16 protein-coding genes and 2 riboswitches are annotated in these 17,999 nt (G+C 42.6%); of the genes, 10 read left to right on the forward strand and 6 right to left on the reverse strand.

What is annotated here, in order from left to right:
• Positions 1–52: 52 nt before the first annotated feature.
• Positions 53–514 (forward strand): hypothetical protein, encoded by a 462-nt coding sequence (locus IEV91_RS13935; protein ID WP_188498079.1) that lies wholly within the window; start codon positions 53–55, stop codon positions 512–514.
• A 43-nt stretch (positions 515–557) separates the two neighbouring features.
• Here the strand turns inward: IEV91_RS13935 and IEV91_RS13940 are convergent, their stop codons facing one another.
• The 4 genes from IEV91_RS13940 to IEV91_RS13955 all read right to left on the reverse strand — a co-directional run bounded on the left by IEV91_RS13940 (position 558) and on the right by IEV91_RS13955 (position 5,779).
• Complete coding sequence (locus IEV91_RS13940; RefSeq protein WP_188498029.1) at positions 558–1,502, reverse strand: aldo/keto reductase family protein; 945 nt, start codon at positions 1,500–1,502, stop codon at positions 558–560.
• 674 nt (positions 1,503–2,176) lie between these two features.
• The gene (locus tag IEV91_RS13945) at positions 2,177–3,277 is read right to left on the reverse strand and encodes a 5-methyltetrahydropteroyltriglutamate--homocysteine S-methyltransferase (RefSeq protein WP_188498030.1); all 1,101 of its coding nucleotides are present in this window, start codon (positions 3,275–3,277) and stop codon (positions 2,177–2,179) included.
• A 139-nt stretch (positions 3,278–3,416) separates the two neighbouring features.
• Positions 3,417–3,518: riboswitch (SAM riboswitch) on the reverse strand.
• A gap of 91 nt (positions 3,519–3,609) precedes the next feature.
• Positions 3,610–4,713 (reverse strand): 5-methyltetrahydropteroyltriglutamate--homocysteine S-methyltransferase, encoded by a 1,104-nt coding sequence (locus IEV91_RS13950; RefSeq protein ID WP_188498031.1) that lies wholly within the window; start codon positions 4,711–4,713, stop codon positions 3,610–3,612.
• 109 nt (positions 4,714–4,822) lie between these two features.
• A riboswitch (SAM riboswitch) is annotated at positions 4,823–4,925 on the reverse strand.
• Positions 4,926–5,038: 113 nt separating this feature from the next.
• Positions 5,039–5,779: an SDR family NAD(P)-dependent oxidoreductase gene (locus tag IEV91_RS13955; protein ID WP_188498032.1), complete on the reverse strand. Its 741-nt coding sequence runs from the start codon at positions 5,777–5,779 to the stop codon at positions 5,039–5,041.
• Between the two features lie 637 nt (positions 5,780–6,416).
• On the opposite strand from IEV91_RS13955, the gene deoD reads away from it, so the two are divergent.
• On the forward strand, positions 6,417–7,124 hold the full coding sequence (gene deoD, locus IEV91_RS13960; protein ID WP_188498033.1) for a purine-nucleoside phosphorylase: 708 nt from the start codon (positions 6,417–6,419) through the stop codon (positions 7,122–7,124).
• Between the two features lie 379 nt (positions 7,125–7,503).
• Positions 7,504–8,856 (forward strand): C1 family peptidase, encoded by a 1,353-nt coding sequence (locus IEV91_RS13965; protein WP_373284450.1) that lies wholly within the window; start codon positions 7,504–7,506, stop codon positions 8,854–8,856.
• 72 nt (positions 8,857–8,928) lie between these two features.
• On the opposite strand, the gene IEV91_RS13970 is transcribed toward IEV91_RS13965, so the two are convergent.
• Positions 8,929–9,471: a GNAT family N-acetyltransferase gene (locus IEV91_RS13970; RefSeq protein ID WP_188498034.1), complete on the reverse strand. Its 543-nt coding sequence runs from the start codon at positions 9,469–9,471 to the stop codon at positions 8,929–8,931.
• 188 nt (positions 9,472–9,659) lie between these two features.
• On the opposite strand from IEV91_RS13970, the gene IEV91_RS13975 reads away from it, so the two are divergent.
• The 3 genes from IEV91_RS13975 to IEV91_RS13985 all read left to right on the forward strand — a co-directional run bounded on the left by IEV91_RS13975 (position 9,660) and on the right by IEV91_RS13985 (position 12,355).
• Entirely contained in the window at positions 9,660–10,322 is a 663-nt protein-coding gene (locus tag IEV91_RS13975) for a hypothetical protein (protein ID WP_188498035.1), read from the forward strand.
• A gap of 172 nt (positions 10,323–10,494) precedes the next feature.
• A complete protein-coding gene (locus tag IEV91_RS13980) occupies positions 10,495–10,641 on the forward strand; it encodes a hypothetical protein (RefSeq protein ID WP_188498036.1) in 147 nt (48 codons plus the stop codon).
• A gap of 64 nt (positions 10,642–10,705) precedes the next feature.
• Positions 10,706–12,355, forward strand: coding sequence for an FAD-binding dehydrogenase (locus IEV91_RS13985; protein ID WP_188498037.1), 1,650 nt, complete (start codon positions 10,706–10,708; stop codon positions 12,353–12,355).
• A gap of 33 nt (positions 12,356–12,388) precedes the next feature.
• On the opposite strand, the gene IEV91_RS13990 is transcribed toward IEV91_RS13985, so the two are convergent.
• Positions 12,389–13,123, reverse strand: coding sequence for a TIM44-like domain-containing protein (locus tag IEV91_RS13990; RefSeq protein ID WP_188498038.1), 735 nt, complete (start codon positions 13,121–13,123; stop codon positions 12,389–12,391).
• 220 nt (positions 13,124–13,343) lie between these two features.
• On the opposite strand from IEV91_RS13990, the gene IEV91_RS13995 reads away from it, so the two are divergent.
• The 4 genes from IEV91_RS13995 (at position 13,344) to IEV91_RS14010 (ending at position 17,922) form a co-directional block, all read left to right on the forward strand.
• Positions 13,344–13,877, forward strand: coding sequence for a gamma carbonic anhydrase family protein (locus tag IEV91_RS13995; protein ID WP_188498039.1), 534 nt, complete (start codon positions 13,344–13,346; stop codon positions 13,875–13,877).
• 197 nt (positions 13,878–14,074) lie between these two features.
• Entirely contained in the window at positions 14,075–14,941 is an 867-nt protein-coding gene (locus IEV91_RS14000) for a hypothetical protein (RefSeq protein ID WP_188498040.1), read from the forward strand.
• 398 nt (positions 14,942–15,339) lie between these two features.
• Positions 15,340–16,365 (forward strand): DUF3231 family protein, encoded by a 1,026-nt coding sequence (locus tag IEV91_RS14005; RefSeq protein ID WP_268236401.1) that lies wholly within the window; start codon positions 15,340–15,342, stop codon positions 16,363–16,365.
• A gap of 261 nt (positions 16,366–16,626) precedes the next feature.
• Positions 16,627–17,922 carry a WD40/YVTN/BNR-like repeat-containing protein gene (locus IEV91_RS14010; protein WP_188498042.1) on the forward strand — a complete coding sequence of 432 codons (1,296 nt, stop codon included), beginning with the start codon at positions 16,627–16,629 and terminating at the stop codon, positions 17,920–17,922.
• Positions 17,923–17,999: the final 77 nt, after the last annotated feature.

Consider the following 17,999-nt stretch of genomic DNA (forward strand, 5'->3'; position numbering starts at 1 on the left):
TTCACTTAACCAAAACAGCATTGTAAATTGTCTACAAACCCCAACATATATAATAGAGCCAATATTTTCTACCTTTGAGAATAGTATTTATTTAGAATTAGCGATCACAAAATTAGAGAAAAAGGGAATTCCTAAAGAGAAGATATTTGCGGTGCCATTGGATAATCGTCAGGAAAGTCGAAAAGTCTTTGATACGATTCATCGATCGGATGGCACATCACTCATTGATATCGCAATGGTACTCGGCACAGCCTTTTCTGTCATCGGTGCGAGTATCGGATTTAAATTGGCTTGGGGGCCTATATATTGGGGATTAATTGGGGCTGCTGTTGGTTTTGCTGTTGGATTCCCCATTAGACTGTTTATAGAAAAATGTTTAAAGAAAAAAAAGAAAGTATTGAAGGGACAACAATCCGAAGTTATTTTGATTATCGAGTGTGATGATTCTCAGAATGAGGTCATTGAGGATATTCTTTTTAGTCATTTCGCCCGAGGGGTTGCGAAAGTTACTTAGTGATTTAGCAGAGGGACAAGCAAACTGCCCCTCCGCTAAAGGATTAGACTGAAAGGATTGTCTCGATGTGATCAAGGGCTTCCTTTGATAATGTGATACCAGAGGCTTTGACGTTTTCTTCAAGCTGTTCTGGACGGCTTGCACCAACAAGCGTACTTGCGACGTTTTCTTGTCTTAATATCCAGGCGAGGGCGAGCTGAGCTAATGATAGTCCCTCTTCAGCAGCGACTGATTTGAGTTGTTCAACTTTATCAAGGTTGTCATCGGTAAGAAGCCGTGAGAGATTAAGATCCTTTTGTGCAGCTCGGCTACCCGCTGGGGCTTGTTCACCCTTTTTGTATTTTCCTGTTAGGACACCTTGGGCTAATGGAGAGAACACCACTTGGCCAATGCCATGCTTTTCACTTACGGGAATAATTTCTGCTTCAATGTTCCGGTGCAGCATGCTGTAATTCGGTTGGTTAACAACAATGCGATCAAGGAGTTTCTTATCAGCAAGATGGACAGCTTCAGAAATTTGTTCAGCGGTCCATTCACTGACGCCGATATAAAGAATTTTACCTTGGCGAACTAGATCGTCTAAGGCTCGTAGCGTCTCTTCTAAAGGCGTTTCTTGATGGAAGCGATGGCAGTAATAAATATCGACATAATCCAGCCCAAGCCGAGTCAGACTGGCATCGCATTGTTCAAGGATATGCTTACGAGAGAGTCCCTGGTCATTTGGGCCGTCGCCCATTTTTCCAAAGACCTTTGTGGCGAGAACATAAGAACTCCTTGGATACTTCCTCAAGGCTTTTCCCACTATTTTTTCTGCTTCCCCGCGCATATAGACATTGGCAGTGTCAAAGAAATTAATGCCTAATTCATAGGCTTTATCTATGGAGGCGACGGCTTTCTGTTCTTCCACATAGCCCCCATATGTCAGCCAACTGCCTAGACTAATCTCACTAACCTTTAAGCCTGTTTTCCCTAATCGTCGATACTGCATATTCCGATTCCTCCTCATTTGCTTTTCTATGTGAAACCGTTTGTTCTGAATTTACTATACAACAGAGAAGTGAAAACGGTCTAATCAAATGTTTTATGGTATTGGGAAAGGTGTGATTAGCGAAGCTTCAGCCCCATGTTTTACATAATAAAGACCTGCTTGTGCAGGCCTTTGTTATCTGTGTCCTCGTTTAAATGAGCAATATCTGTCTGTTAAACAAAAGAGCGTCCACTGAATAAAGGCGCCCTACCATCAAAAGGATGGAGTGGAGGAACAAAAGCGACGCCCGAACAAGCAAAAGAAAGACGATATGAACAAAATCCCAGCAAATAAAGGCGCCCTACCATCAAAAGGATGGAGTGGAGGAACGAAAGCGGCGCCCGAACAGGCAAAAGAAAGACGATATGAACAAAATCCCAGCAAATAAAGGCGCCCTACCATCAAAAGGATGGAGTGGAGGAACAAAAGCGACGCCCGAACAAGCAAAAGAAAGACGATATGAACAAAATCCCAGCAAATAAAGGCGCCCTACCACCAAAAGGATGGAGTGGAGGAACAAAAGCGACGCCCGAACAAGCAAAAGAATGATGTTATTGTTCAAAAAGCTCCTAAAAGTAAAATGTATGAGTAGAATCTTTTGTCCACTTTTGATTAAGACTTGAAGCCAAGTTTTCTTACCAAACCTCTTTGGCCACATCAATGACCAATTTTAATTTTTCCCATTGTTGGTCTTCGGTTAATTTATTGCCGTGGTGCGTCGAGGCAAAGCCGCATTGCGGGCTTAAGCAGAGCTGTTCGAGCGGCACGTATTGAGAAGCTTCTTTAATGCGCGCTTTAAGTGCTTCTTTGTCTTCTAATTCTCCTGTTTTTGAAGTGACAATGCCGAGCACCACACGGGCACCACCGTTAGGGATATAGTCTAACGGTTTAAAGTCACCTGAACGTTCATCATCGTATTCTAAGAAGAAGCCATCGACTTTTTCTTTTGCGAGTAAATTGGGGGCGATGAGATCATAGCTTCCGGCAAAAGCCCAATCTGAGCGGTAATTTCCACGACATAGATGCGTAGTAACAGCTAAATCTTCAGGCTTACCTTCGAGAACCCCATTAAGCACTCTTAAGGCGAGGTCAATCGCTTGCTCTCTTGTATAGCCATCGTCAAACTCTGTGTGGTCTGGAGACGAGAGCCCTGCAATGAATACATCGTCAAGTTGTAAGTAGCGAACACCCACATCATAAAAGGCTTGTAAAGCGTCTTGATAGGTTTTGATCACATCTTTTGCATAATCTTCAACCGTCGGATAAAAGTCTTTATTTCGCAATCCTACATGGAAGAGTTGGTTCGGACTCGGAATCGTTTGCTTGGCGACTGCACGGTCACCAACGATTTCTTTAAATTCAATAAAGTCTCTAATAAAAGGATGATCAGGATTAAAGGTGACCTTACCAGTGTTGCGGATGTTATAGCGCTCTGTCTCCCCTTGGCTAAACAGGTAGCCTTGTTCAGGGACATACCCCTCAATCCCGTTTAAATGTTCTAAGAAATCGGTATGCCAAAAGCGACGTCTGAATTCACCATCGGTGACGGCTTCGAGTCCAATTTCAATTTGTTTATCGACAATGCGTTTGATTTCTTTGTTTTCGACCTCACGTAATTGCTCTTTTGTGATTCGCCCTTCCTGAAAGTCTTGTCGCGCTTCTAGTAAGTTTACAGGTCTTAATAGACTTCCCACGTGATCGGCTCTAAATGGAGCTTGAGTTAATACTTTTGTCATTTGATTTTTCCTTCTTTCCATTATTTTTTTGTTTGATATAGCCTGTCTCAACTGAAAAAACGCTTATTATGTGATGCAACGCATATAAAAAACCCCCTTCTCAAAATAAGAAGAGGGTTGGTTTGCCAGTATCTATCTCTTCTTATCTTCAAGCTTTACGCTTCTGGAATTAGCACAGTATTTTAAAAAACCTGTTGCTGAGGCTTCAAAGGGCCAGTCCCTCCACCTCTCTGGATAAGAAAGTTATTAAATTTGTTAAGCAAATTGCTTGATTATTAGATTATCTTTGTTCTGTTCAGTTGTCAAGATAAATTTTAAAATTTTTTGTATAGTCACCAAACTTCGTTAGCGATGTCCACAATGAACTTTAATTTTTCCCATTGTTGGTCTTCGGTTAATTTATTGCCGTGATGTGTGGAAGCAAAGCCACACTGTGGGCTCAGGCATAATTGCTCAAGGGGCACATATTGAGAGGCCTCTTTAATGCGTGCGATAAGGGCCTTCTTATTTTCTAACTCCCCTGTCTTGGAGGTGACGAGACCGAGAACAACCTTTGCTTCACCTGCTGGAATGTGTTCTAAGGGTTTAAAGTCACCTGAACGTTCATCATCATATTCTAAGAAAAAGCCATTCACCTTTTCCTGAGCTAGTAGTGTTGGAGCAATAAGCGCATAGCTCCCCTCAAAGGCCCAAGTCGATTGATAGTTTCCTCGGCACAAATGCGTTGTGACGACTAAATCTTCTGGTTTGCCTTCAAGGACACTATTGACAACATATAAGGCTAAGTCTATTAAGGCCTCTCTTGAAAACGCCCCAGTGCTATAGGGATGATCCGGCGAAGAGAGATTGGCAATGTAGACATCATCAAGTTGTAAATAGCGGACACCTGCATCATAAAAGGCACGCAAAGCGTCACGGTACGTTTGAATGACATCCTCCGCATAGTCTTTGATATTCGGATAGAGGGACTCATTACGGATTCCGGCACTAAACAGTTGGTTTGGACTGGGAAGCGTTTGCTTGGCAACGGCCCGACCATCAACGATCTTATTAAACTCAATAAAGTCCTTTAAAAAGGGATGGTCAGGATTGAAGGAAACTTTACCTACATTTCGAACGTTATATCTCTCCGTTTCTACACCACCACTAAAGGGACGGCCTTTGTCCGGGACATACCCTTCAATACCATTAAGATGCTCTAGAAAATCGAGATGCCACCAGGTGCGTCTGAATTCACCATCGGTGACGGCTTCAAGTCCAATCTCAATTTGTTTATCTACGATGCGTTTAATTTCTGCGGTTTCCACGTCACGAAGCTGGCTTGCACTTAGGCTCCCCGCTTGGAAATTTTTTCTCGCTTGTTGCAAACGCTCGGGGCGTAAAAGGCTCCCAACATGATCAGCCCTAAAGGGAGCGGGTGTCAAAGGTTTAGACATATACTTCATTCCTTCTCTCTCTGATTTAGGTTAGAAAACGATGAATCTAGTAAAACTAAAAAACCCCTTCTTAAAGTAAGAAGAGGTTCGATGTCCGTGATAGCCACTCTTCTTATCTTCAAGCTTGACGCTTCTGGAATTAGCACAGTGTTAAATAAAAACCTGTTGCTGAGGCTTCAAAGGGCCAGTCCCTCCACCTCTCTGGATAAGAAAGTTATTCAATTATTGTCTGACTATTACCTTAATGGTATTCATTGAGATTGTCAATGGGCATTTTAGAAAGTAGGTTGAAAAAGAGAAATGAAGAGAAACGCCTCAGAGCTGCTTATCGGGCGGTATAGCCGCCGTCGATGATTAACTCGGTACCTGTGACAAATGTGGATTCGTCAGAGGCAAGGTAGAGTGCACCGTACACGATATCCTCTGGCCTTCCTAATCGTGGCCATGGTGTTTGTTCACGAAGCTTGTCCACGTTTTTATTGGTGGCTAGCATCGGGGTTTCGATAACTCCAGGGTGAATGGTATTGACACGAATATGGTCTTTGGCATACTCAATAGCGGCTGTTTTAGAGAGTAAGCGGACGGCCCCTTTAGAAGCATGATAAGCCGCAGAGCCTCCACTTCCGACGATGCCCCAGATAGAGGAAATGTTGACGATCGATCCCCCACCCGCCTTTTTCATTTCTGGTGCAGTATGCTTGATCCCTAAGAAGATGCCTCGGGAGTTCACGGACTGGATCTTTTCCCACATTTCTAATGTTGTTCCATCAATGCCCTCACGTGTAATAATGCCAGCATTATTAATTAAGGCATGGACTGCTCCAAAACGCTCCGAGGTGTGTTGTACTACCTTTGCCCAGTCGTCATCTGAAGAGACATCATGCACGAGGGTTAATGCTTCGCCGCCCTTTTCCTCAACCTCAGCCGCAACACGCTTAAGACCCTCTTCAGAAATATCGGTTAAGACAACCTTTGCCCCCTCTTCTGCAAACACCTTTGCTTCTAGAGACCCCTGCCCGCCAGCAGCTCCTGTGATAATGACGACTTTGTCTTTTAAACGATCCATTTTATCTCCCCTTTTCAATGTTAAATATGGATGTTATTCTTCAACGAGCTGTTAAAGCTTACATTGAAAAGTATAGAGGAAAAGTAGAGGGCTTTAACAGGAAAATGTTTTTTTATAAGAAATTTTCCGGTCATTAGGCCGGTGGAGATCTCCGCTCCAGAGCGCTTGCTTCCCTCATGCCCACACGATGTGGGTAGGGTCGGCGTTGTCACAGGACGTGACGGTTTTAGCCGATCGTCCTTAGTGGCCTCAGCTCATTTTGGAATGGATGATTTGTGTTCCAAAGTATTTATGATTAAAAGTCACCTGTTCCTGCGTCTACTCGTATTACTTCGTCGTCAGCTTTCTCGGAACAACTCGAAGTTCACTCGTGAAGTAACGCTGGTTGCTGTTCCCGAAAGAGTCTCGCGTCTTCCGCTCCAATCCGCTCGATATTGACGTAGCATTTTGGTAAAAAATATTATAATGTCCAGCTGAATGAGGACCGGGCATGCTTTTTTTTACCCGGTTTTTCCAATATTTCTATCAAAAAAAAGGGAGCATCCTGTGCTCTATATTTCTCTCAAGTATGTCGCATGGCATTTCATGGTATGATAGAAGACACAAGAGAAATTTTTAGATATAAGGAGTGTCACAAATGAGTGTACATATAGGAGCAAATAAAGGGGATATTGCAGAGTCTATCTTACTTCCCGGCGATCCATTACGCGCAAAATATATTGCAGAAACGTTTCTTGAAGATGTGACCTGTTATAACGAAGTGCGTGGCATGCTTGGGTTTACGGGAACTTATAACGGAAAACGCATTTCCGTTCAAGGGACAGGCATGGGGATTCCGTCGATAAGCATTTATGTGAACGAATTGATTTCAGAATACGGGGTAAAAAACCTTATCCGTGTCGGAAGCTGTGGTGCCATGCAGGAGGAGATCAAAGTCCGCGATCTTGTTTTGGCACAGGCATCAAGTAGCGATTCCAGCATGAACCGCCATGTTTTTGGCGGCTATGACTTTGCTCCTGTTGCTAATTTTGACTTGCTTCGCAGAGCTTACGACATTGGCAAGACAAAAGATTTTACGATTCATGTCGGTAATGTTTTTTCCTCAGATATGTTCTATCGTGACGACACGTCTGTTGTGAAAAAATTTATGGATTATGGTGTGTTAGCTGTCGAAATGGAAACAACGGCCCTTTATTCATTAGCTGCTAAATACGGGGTTAATGCTTTATCGATATTGACCGTCAGCGACCACATTATCACTGGAGAAGAAACGACTTCAGAAGAGCGCCAAAAAACCTTTAATGAGATGATCACTGTTGCTTTGGAAACGGCATTGAACCAATAATATATATTTTGTTGGTATATAAGAGAATAGGAAAAAATAATTATAGAGAAGAACCAAGCTTTTGCACATGGGTTCTTCTCTTTTTTGAGTTTAGGAAATCAACATTTCGAGAAGGAAAAGAAGCAATCGATTGGGGCAGTTTTCAGAAATATAGAAGAAAACGTTTACAAAAATGTATTGACAATGCCTTGTTTTTAAAAAGGTTTAAAAATGAAATGGGGATCAGGCCCCGTAAACAGTGGTGTGAGGTAAAGTCAAGATCACCACGGCGCCTCGCTCTCGTTAGGATATGTAAAGTTGAAAAAATAATTCAGAACCTTTGTGTTTATTTGCAAATAAGGATAAAATAAAACTATAGGATGAATAGGAGGAGAAACAGATGGCAAATGAATTATCAGCAAAAATGAATGGAATTTCTCCAGAAATGGTGAAGCGCTTCTCGGATAATAACCGAGCACAGGGGTTAAATCAAACAATTAAGAATGCCATTATGAAAAATGGTATTGATGCTGCAACGGAAAATAATGCAGCCATTGTCGCGATGAATCAAGTTTTTTCTGAAGAAATTAAAACAGGTAAAGTGACCAATCAGAAACAAAGCGGTCGATGTTGGATGTTCGCTGCGCTTAATACGTTCAACCATCATCTTACGGATCTTTTCAATCTTAAAGATTTCGAATTATCCCAAAACCACACTAACTTCTGGGATAAATTTGAGAAGTCTAATTTCTTTTTGGAAAGCATTATTGAAACAGCAAGTGAACCTCTAGAGGGACGTTTAGTTTCTCATCTGCTTTCGACCCCTCAGCAAGATGGCGGTCAGTGGGATATGCTCGTTTCTCTCGTTCAAAAATACGGCGTCGTGCCAAAACAAGTCATGCCAGAAACCTTCCAAAGTGAAAGATCAGGAAGACTTAACGCTATCCTGAATACGACGCTGAGAGAAGATGCCTTGAAGCTCAGAAGCTTACATAGCCAAGGACGTTCTCAGGAAGAAATCCAAAATGTAAAAGAAGATATGCTTGCCGATATTTACAAAATTCTTAGCCTTTCTTTAGGTGAGCCACCAACGGCCTTTGATTTTGAGTTCAGAGATGAAGATGGCGAGTTTCATAGAGAGCAAGGGATTACACCGCAGGCATTCTATCAAAAATATGTTGGTCTTAATCTTGATGACTATGTCAGCATTATTAATGCGCCAACAAAAGATAAACCGTATGGCAAAACCTATACCGTTCAATTTCTTGGGAATGTCGTCGGCGGAAAGCCAATTAAATATCTCAATGTCGATATGGAGACCTTAAAACAAGTGGCCATTAACCAGATTAAGGACAACGAAAGTGTCTGGTTTGGTTGTGACGTAGGCAAATACTCCAATAGTCAGTACGGGATTATGGATACAGACCTCTATCAATATGAAGAGGCCTTTGGCTTCCCTTTCCAAATGACAAAAGCGGAAAGACTTGATTATAAAAGCAGTATTATGACACATGCGATGGTTCTAACAGGCGTTAACTTGGTCGAAGGCAAACCTACCCGCTGGAAGGTTGAAAATAGCTGGGGTGAAAAGGCCGGGAAGAAAGGCTACTTCGTCATGAGTGATAAATGGATGGACGAATATACCTATCAAGTGGTTGTGAATAAAAAATACCTTTCTGATGATCTGAAAGCAGCATTAGAGCAAGAACCTATCGAACTCAAACCTTGGGATCCAATGGGGTCACTTGCTTAATTTAAATTTAATATTCCGAAATACAAAAACTACCATTTAGAATGTCTGAATGGTAGTTTTTTATCTCCATTGCTAAAAAGTCTTATACCAATAGAGGGCTTTATCGATATTTTTATTAAAGGCGTGAGTCATTGTATCGACACCGCCTAACACCATGCCATTTTTGATATAAAAACGGCAGGCTGCTAGATTATCATCCTGAGCTTCTAGTGAGAGTCCGAGCAACTGCTTCTTTTTTGCCCACTCCTCAGCTTTATTAAAGAGCTGCCGACCAACGCCGCTTTTGCGATGAGACTGACACACAGCGATATTTTCAATATAGGCATATTTGTTCCATTGCTTCACTAAGCGGATTTGACCAATACAGGCTTTGCCAAGATAGGCCATGAAGATCACTTTGTCTTCTTGATTAATATAGGACTCCCAGTTTAAGTGATCATCCGGAAATTGTATATCGTGGGGTGTATCAAAAAGTTCTTCTTCATAAGACCATATGTCATGATGTAAACAAGGAACAAGTCGTCCAAAAACAGTAAAGGGCTCATTCGTTTTATTAATGTCAACAATGTGTTTTTGCTGCATGGGAATAATTTTAATAGAGTCTGAGGCTTGCATAAAAAACTCCTTTTATTAATGAATGTAAGGCTCTTTAAGCCGTTTGTAAAGTGAGGATGCTTTCAATAAATCCCAGAAAAATGGTAATATAGAGATGAGATAAAAAAACAATAACTAATGATGTGAATTTTTAAATGCACGGGTAGTTAAGGTCTGAATAATTAAGCCGGATTCATGGAGGTTTAGTCATGAAAAAAGGAATGCGTTTATTGACACTTGTCTTTACTTTTTTTGTAATATGGATATCTTTTGAGTGTCGTATGGCTCTGGCGGTAGGGAGTGGGGGGATACCAGGCCCTGGGAGTGGTACGGATGATCAGCCACTTACTGCAAAAGATACGCACGTGCAGGTGACCATTATTTGTATAGCGGCAGCAATATTCCTTATCTTATTTATAAAGGAAACCCTGTTCTCTAAACGTGTGGAGAGTGATTCTAATGGGTTAAGTCCTGAAGAACGAAAATTTTGGAAGGACAAACGTCTGCGAAAGCGCATTGATAGGTGCTATCTCAATATACATAAGGCGTTATCTCAAGCGAACCCAGAGTATGCAGCCGATTATATGTCCGAACGCTTGCTTAAAGTGAATCAAGCGCTTGTTAAACAGCATCCTGAAGAGACACAACAGCCAATCTATTTAAGAGACCGTGTTATTAGGGTTAAGGCATTATATGTTACACCTGATCGACAAGAAATGTGTGTCTCTATTGTAGGTCGGAAGAGTGTTTATCACTCTGACGCTGTCACTAGTAAACCACTAAGGTCTCTAGCACGAAGGGAAAGCTCAGAAGAGAAATGGACCTTTATTAAAAGTGATGGAAAATGGGTGGCTGACCAGATTAATAATTAATGGTCTATCATGAAAAGGCCCGTATCAGGAGACACGGCAATAAAAGAAGAGGATAGGGCAACAAGAGGGTCTTTTAAAACAAGAAAACACGGGCAAAAGAGGGCCGGTCCTCATCCAGTCAGGCATAAAAATATTTTTGCCAAAATGCACCCTTAGCACCAAGTGGATTGGAGTGGAAGACGCTCGAGCTCCTTCGGGAACGGGCGAGCGTTCTGAAGCGAATATCTACACCGCCGCTGATAACATGAACCTTTTACATTCTTATATTGAACAAAAACGTGGACATACAAAAGGAATTTTACCGACAATTAGTGAATAAAGTTATAGGTATATCTTTCAAATGAATGAATAGTCACTCATGTCGTGAAGGTGAGGGGATAACAGTGGATTATGATGTGATTGTTGTTGGGGCAGGACTGGCGGGATTAGTTGCTACTACTGAGCTAGTGGCAGGCGGAAAGAGGGTTCTTCTCTTAGATCAAGAGCCCGAGGCTTCACTCGGGGGTCAAGCTTGGTGGTCCTTTGGCGGATTGTTTCTTGTGGATTCCCCAGAACAACGGCGGTTGGGGATCAAGGATTCCCGTGACTTGGCATGGCAGGATTGGCTAGGCACGGCAGGGTTTGATCGTGAAGAAGATGAGGACTATTGGGGCAAAAAGTGGGCGGAAGCCTATGTTGAATTTGCGGCTGGGGAGAAACGGGCGTGGCTTCGAAGCTTGGGCATTCGCTTTTTTCCAGTTGTCGGTTGGGCCGAGCGCGGCGGCTATCTTGCCGATGGTCACGGGAACTCGGTCCCGCGTTTTCATATTGTGTGGGGAACGGGTCCGGGGGTTGTAAAACCTTTTGAAGTTCGCGTGCGAGAGGCGATGAAAAAAGGACTTGTTGATTATCGTCCAAGGCATCGCGTGGATGGATTAATTACTTCAGACGCTGCAGTGATGGGCGTTCATGGGACGGTCTTGGCTCCGAGTGACGCACAGCGTGGTGAAAAGAGCAATCGGGAGAGGATTGCAGATTTTGAGTTTAATGCTCAAGCGGTTATGGTCACAAGTGGCGGTATTGGTGGCAATCATGCTCTCATAAGAGAAAATTGGCCAAAGTGGCTGGGGACGGCCCCCAAACACATGATTTCTGGAGTCCCTGATCATGTGGATGGACGCATGTTGGCCATCTCTGAAAAGGCGGGTGCGCGTATCGTCAACCGCGATCGGATGTGGCATTATACGGAAGGTATTAAGAATTGGCATCCGATTTGGCCTATGCATGGGATCCGTATTCTTCCGGGGCCCTCGTCTCTATGGTTTGATGCCAATGGCAACCGTTTCCGAACGCCGAATTTCCCAGGGTTTGATACTTTAGGGACACTTAAAGCCATCATGGATACTGGCTATGATTATTCTTGGTTCATCCTCACCCAAAAAATCATTGCGAAGGAATTTGCCCTCTCAGGTTCGGAACAAAATCCTGATTTAACGGGGAAAAGTATTAGGGGGGTGCTTTCCCGAGCGCGATCGGGCGCACCGGCACCGGTTCGAGCTTTTATGGATAAGGGGGAGGATTTTGTTGTTGCCGATACTTTAACAGAGCTCGTTTCAAGAATGAATGCACTGACTGGGGAAAAGAGGCTTGACCTACACAAGATAAAACAGCAAATCGAAGCCAGGGATCGAGAAATGGAGAATCCTTTTACTAAAGATTTACAAGTGGCTGCCTTGCGCGTAGCCCGTCACTATAAAGGCGATCGTCTCATCAGAGTGGCTTCCCCTCATAAAATCCTTGATCCTAAAAACGGCCCCTTGATTGCTGTGCGCCTAAACATTGTGAGTCGAAAAACACTTGGAGGTCTTCAGACGGATCTATCAGGGCGAGTCCTCGATACACTAGGGCAATCTATTACGGGTTTATATGCAGCAGGCGAAGCCGCTGGTTTTGGTGGCGGTGGTGTCCACGGTTATCGATCGCTAGAGGGGACTTTTCTTGGCGGCTGCCTCTTTTCAGGGAGGCAAACGGGGCGAGCACTAGCTAAAGAGTGACAATAGGGTAACGCTGCTTTGAGTTAATCATTATTAACCAAAGATTTGGTCAACCACCCATTCGCCATGACGTTTGACGAACCACCAGCGCTCTTCTAAAGTTCCTTTTTGAAATTTGCGTCCACTCATGAGTTTCTTAGTTTCAGTATTTATAATGTAATCGATCATTCGACTGGTGATCGATACTCTCATTTCTTGACGATCCGGCGAGGCATAAATGGATTTGACCTGTACGACATTCACTAAAGCGACAACATTTCGTTCCTTATCTTCTTTCATTTTTGCAATAAGGGCTTTATGTTCTTGAAGTAATCCTTCAGACATATAAGCGGCAGCGAGGTCTGGATCTTGTTTTGACCACGCTTTTTGGATTTTGATATAGCAGGTATCAATACGGCTCCGTAACTTTTTATCACGCCAAAAGGCATCGACTTCTGGATCTAATCCTTTAGGCTTGTGTTGAACGCGGCTGGACAGTCCGAGTGGGCGCAGGTTGCCTGTCGCCTTTGCTATACCCACAAAAACACCGGCGAAGAGTAAGAGTGTAATAAAGGAGGTCTTGCTACTACTTTGCTGATGACTAGGAGTATTTACATACCCTGGACTTCCGCCTCTTCCTCCTCGAGTACCACTTCCTCCGCTACCGCCACCACCACTTCCAGCAGATCCACCACCGGCCGCGGCTGAGGCCACGTGATGGACAGTCGTAAATGAGCCTAGAGACAAAGCAAAAAAGAATGCCACAAGTAGTAATAGAAGCTTGGTCATTAAAATCCCCCTCAACACTTTTTGAAAATTTTTCTTGATAACCTCAGAATGTCTAACTTTGCGAAAGACCATATAAGCGTCCTTTTGGCTGACCGCATTAAGGCTAGGCGTTAAGTCAGGTTTTCTCAAACGTCTGTATTAAAATCTTATTGATTAGTGTTATAAATAAGTATAAAACCCGATTATTGGAGTTGTAAAACGATAAAGGAGAGTGTCATCCATGAAGTATGATTTTCAAGGTAAAACACCTGTTGTTCATCATAGCGTCTATATTGCTCCCGGAGCCCAAATCATAGGAGATGTGACATTGGGAGAGGACGTGACCGTTTGGTTCAATGCCGTCATGCGTGGGGACAATGATGCTATTAATATTGGCAAGGGCTCAAATATTCAAGATGGTACCATTGTCCATGTTGATGCTGGATTTCCAGTAACTGTTGGTGAAAATGTAACAGTAGGTCATAATGTGACTTTACATGGCTGCACCATTGAAGAGGGCGCTCTGATTGGGATGGGGGCAACGATTCTTAATGGTGCTGTTGTTAAAAAAGGGGCTCTTGTTGCAGCGGGGGCTTTAGTCACTGAAGGGACGGTCATTGAAGCCGGAACGCTAGCTGCCGGTGTCCCCGCCAAAAAGCGACGAAACTTAACCGATGCTCATCTCTCAAGAATGGTTGCAGGAGCGAATCATTACGTTGAGAAGGGGAGGGCCTTCCGTCAGGCCAATATTCTAGAAGAGGGCTATGGAAAGTAAATTGACCTTTTTTCTGTCCCAAACGGGCTTACTGTGACACTGCCTTTCAGAAAAAGACTTTTTCAATATCGAAACAGGGATTACGTCTTTTTGCTGGCCTTTAATATAAGCGTGTTAGTGTTCGCGCTTTCTTGGACATACTGAGTTTTAAGCTGAGGTGGTTTAAGAGTCATTAGTAGGATGAGGGGAACGTTAAAATGGGACTGGTGTTACATTTAATTTTATACTCCATTGTGCAAAGTCTAATAGAGATCGGTTCGCTGATAGGGATATTGGTGTTTTTCGGACTTGTATTGGGGATGATAGAAAGGGTGGCGAACCGACAACTGATCGCGACATTCGGAAGAAAGGGTGTCCTTGTGACTGCTTGGATAGGAACCCCGGTGCACGAACTCAATCATGCGGTGATGTGCCTTATTTTTGGGCATAAAATTATTGAAATCAAGCTTCTTCAATTGAGGAGCTCTGATGGCACATTGGGTTATGTTTCCCATGCCTATAATAAAAGAAGTTTTTATCAAAGCGCTGGAAACTTATTCATTGGAATTGCGCCCATCGTTGGGGGTGTGATGGTAATAGTGCTTTTGATGCACATTTTAGTTCCGGAGGGCTTTGTTCCGATTTCCCAAGTTTTTCAAAATAACGTGCCTGATCATGCGCATTTTTTTAGTATAACCCTCCCTGCTATTGGAGTAATGGTAAAGGCGCTTTTCACACTTCAACATCTTTTTTCCTTGTCCTTTTGGTGCTTCCTTTTCCTTGGGATGAGTATTTCTTCACATATTGCTTTAAGTAAAGAGGATATTAGGGGGGCAAGGAGTGGATTACTGGCAGTGTCGATCAGTTTTGTGATCGTGAATGCAGTGGCAACCTTATTACTGGGGGGCAAAGGGAATGACATGATGCTGATGTTGGTGGACGCCTGTCGCTATTATTTATTGGTAATGGTCAGCTTAGTGTTAGTGTTTTCGTTACTAAAATTGGGACTGAGTAGTCTTGTTTTCTTTACAAAACGGCTTTTTATAGCGCGGCGCCGACAACAAGAAAGTCCTCCTTTTTCTTAAGGCCGTAGGTTTTTGCTTGTAACGTCAGAATTTGTAACTTAGTGGAAGTCCTTATAAGTGCAACTTAGTCTTATCGCCTTACGGCTTAGCGATAAGCCAAGTTTCCTAATACATATTAAATATCTCTATAGGGCATAATAAAAAATGCAATAAAATTCTTGATTGATAATACTGAGGGGGAAAGTGTGTGCGGAAATATTTATTCAGTTTATTGGTCATTGTATTATTTATAATTTTAAACAGGCAGGCCAATAGACATTCTTATTGGTCCTATTTTTTAAAAAGAAACTTCTACATATTTATTCAGACACTCAAGCATAGATGGTTCCTCTCTAATTATGGGACCTCAAGTCACCTTTGGAATTCAAAGGAATAAAAAGCTAAAGGAGTGATGAGAGATTAAAGCGAATCATTCAAATAAAGAAGTAAATTATAATGATTTTTTAAGCGCGGCAGAAATGGGTAAACTTTGGGCCACCTATGTTGGCAACACCTTAGGTAAATGTGTGATAAGTTATTTCCTCAAGCATGTTGATGATTCCGATATTAAAAAGGTCTTAGACTATGCCATGGGATTAAGTGAAAAATATATAAAAAAGATGGAAGATCTTTTTCAAAAGAAAAATTTCCCAACCCCTATTGGGTTGACTGAGGAAGACGTTAATTTAGAGGCCCCAAGATTATTTTACGATGAATTTTACCTTCATTATATGCAGTACTTAGCAAAGGCAGGGATGAGTATATATAGTGCCGCCATTCCTTTGGTGACAAGAAAAGATGTGAGGCAATTCTTTGCTGAGGCGCTTGATGGTACTGTGAAGTTACTCAGTGATGTTCATGACCTCTTAAAGTCAAAAGGAACTTTAAATACGCCTCCTCCTATGCCTCCACCTAAAGGTGTTCATTTTGTGCAAAAGCAAGATTTTTTAAATGGGTTTATAGGAGACGTGCGACCGCTTCACGGCCTTGAAGTTGCTCATCTTTTTGACAATCTGAACAATGATATTACGAGCAAGGCATTGATTAATGGCTTTATGCAAGTGGCAAAGGATGAAAAGGTAAAGAAATTTTTAGAGCGTGGAGAAAATATTAATCGAAAACATATAGAGAAATTATCACAAAAACTGAGTGAAGCTCATTTACCTTCACCGCCACTGTTAGATCATTTAGTCACGAAATCGACCACGTCACCTTTTTCAGATAAACTCATGACCTTCCATAAAATTGATATGTTTTCAATGAAAATAAGATCTTATGCCAACGGTGCCTCACTTAATGGTAGAAGAGATATCGGTAGTCTTTATGGCAAGTGTATGTTAGATGTTTCGCTTTACGTGGAGGATGGCGCCAATATTATGATTGAAAAAGGATGGATGGAGCAGCCCCCTGAAGTGATTGATCGGGAGGACTTAACTTCAAAGTGAATACTTATCTTGATTAATAATGAGAAGACTGAGACTAGGGAACGCTTTAGTTTCAGTCTTCCTTTGTCGTATATGGATTAGCCAAGTTGTCTGCTGTTAAAAGGGTTTATGATACCAAGTGCCTTTTGGTGATTTTAGGGTCTAACAAAAAGACGCACGAGTCCAAAGGTCTAGGAGGATAAGATGTTTTAATGTCTCATCGCATTTGAACGTGTTAGTATTAAAGAAAACGCTCTTATGCATAGATGGGGAGTTTATTCAATGTTCGGTGCTAAGAAAAGTCGAGTCTTCCTTACTCTTTTTTTTATTGTGGTTATTGTAGGGCTGATCGTGGTCGCCAGTTTGACGGTATATTATGGGAAGGTTTACAAAGAGGACATTAATAAACCTTTGCCAATTGAGGTTAAAGTAGATAAGAATCTTAAAAGTCCTGAGAATATTGCCTATGTTTTATGGTCTCACTACATGGATCCATATAAGGAGACAAAGAATCCTCTGAAAAAAATTGATCCGCGCTATTTGAAGTTTCAATCCTATCAAGGCGATCTGCAAAAATTCTCTATCGATATTACGTTTAACACCAAAGTTGCCAATAAGAACTGGACAACTCATCGCTCTTGGGGGAAAATCCGGGCGGATGGATTGATTGAAAATATGCGTTGGACTTTAGACATAGTCAAAACGGGTAAAGGTCAGTATGCCCTTGAGCATATTAAGCCGGCGGCCGCAAATAAGGAGCCAGGGACAAGCTCTGAAGACAATAACACCCAATACGTAACAGGGGCTCATGGGACCCAAGAGAAAACCAGTTACATGATTGATCAAGGGAAGCTGGAGCTCACATATGACTATGGTGAGCACTGGATCATTGCCCCTGTAGCCGTTGATGATTTATTTAAAGGCGATTACAGTGGCCCGAAGGATACCCTTATTGAGGGGAGTTATGTCCTGACACCTGAGCGAACCGCCTTCGTTGTCGGCAGTGGAACGGACTTAACCCTCCTTGTGTCGACCGATAAGGGTGGAACTTGGCATAACTATCCTATCCAAAGCCCCATTCAGGGTATACGCCTGCGTCTTCTTGGTTTTACTTCCAAAGATAATGGCTATCTCATTTTAACTGGAGACCGCACAATGACTGTTGAGGGTCACGTGGTCTTAAAAACACATGACGGTGGGAAGACATGGCGTAAAATTGGAGGGCCACCTGTCGATTATCTTGCAACAGATGGTGGGTTCATCGATGATCAACGAGGCTTTATGTCCTTTGGTTCAAGGGGCACTCCAGCACATCCTATTTTTTATCGGACAACCAATGGCGGTAAAGATTGGACAGAAGTGCAGGTGCCAATTCCAGCAAAGTATAACGGTATATTTACAGTAGCGGAAATGCCCACTTTTAAAGAGGGTAAAGGCACACTTCTTGTAAATCAAGGACCTAATGGCGATTTCCAAGGTGGTAATGTTCTTGGGAAATTTACGTCTAAGGATAAAGGAGCGACATGGCAGTTTGCAGGCCTTGTTGATCCAGATCACGTAATGGGGGAGACACCTTAAGGGCCTTTTTCCAGAAGAAACACCTTGATAGATTGGGCATCTTTCAGTAGTATAGAGTAGGGCTAGCATGCTCCTAG

It is taken from the genome of Pullulanibacillus pueri (assembly GCF_014639255.1).
Classification (GTDB): Bacteria; Bacillota; Bacilli; order Bacillales; family Sporolactobacillaceae; genus Pullulanibacillus; species Pullulanibacillus pueri.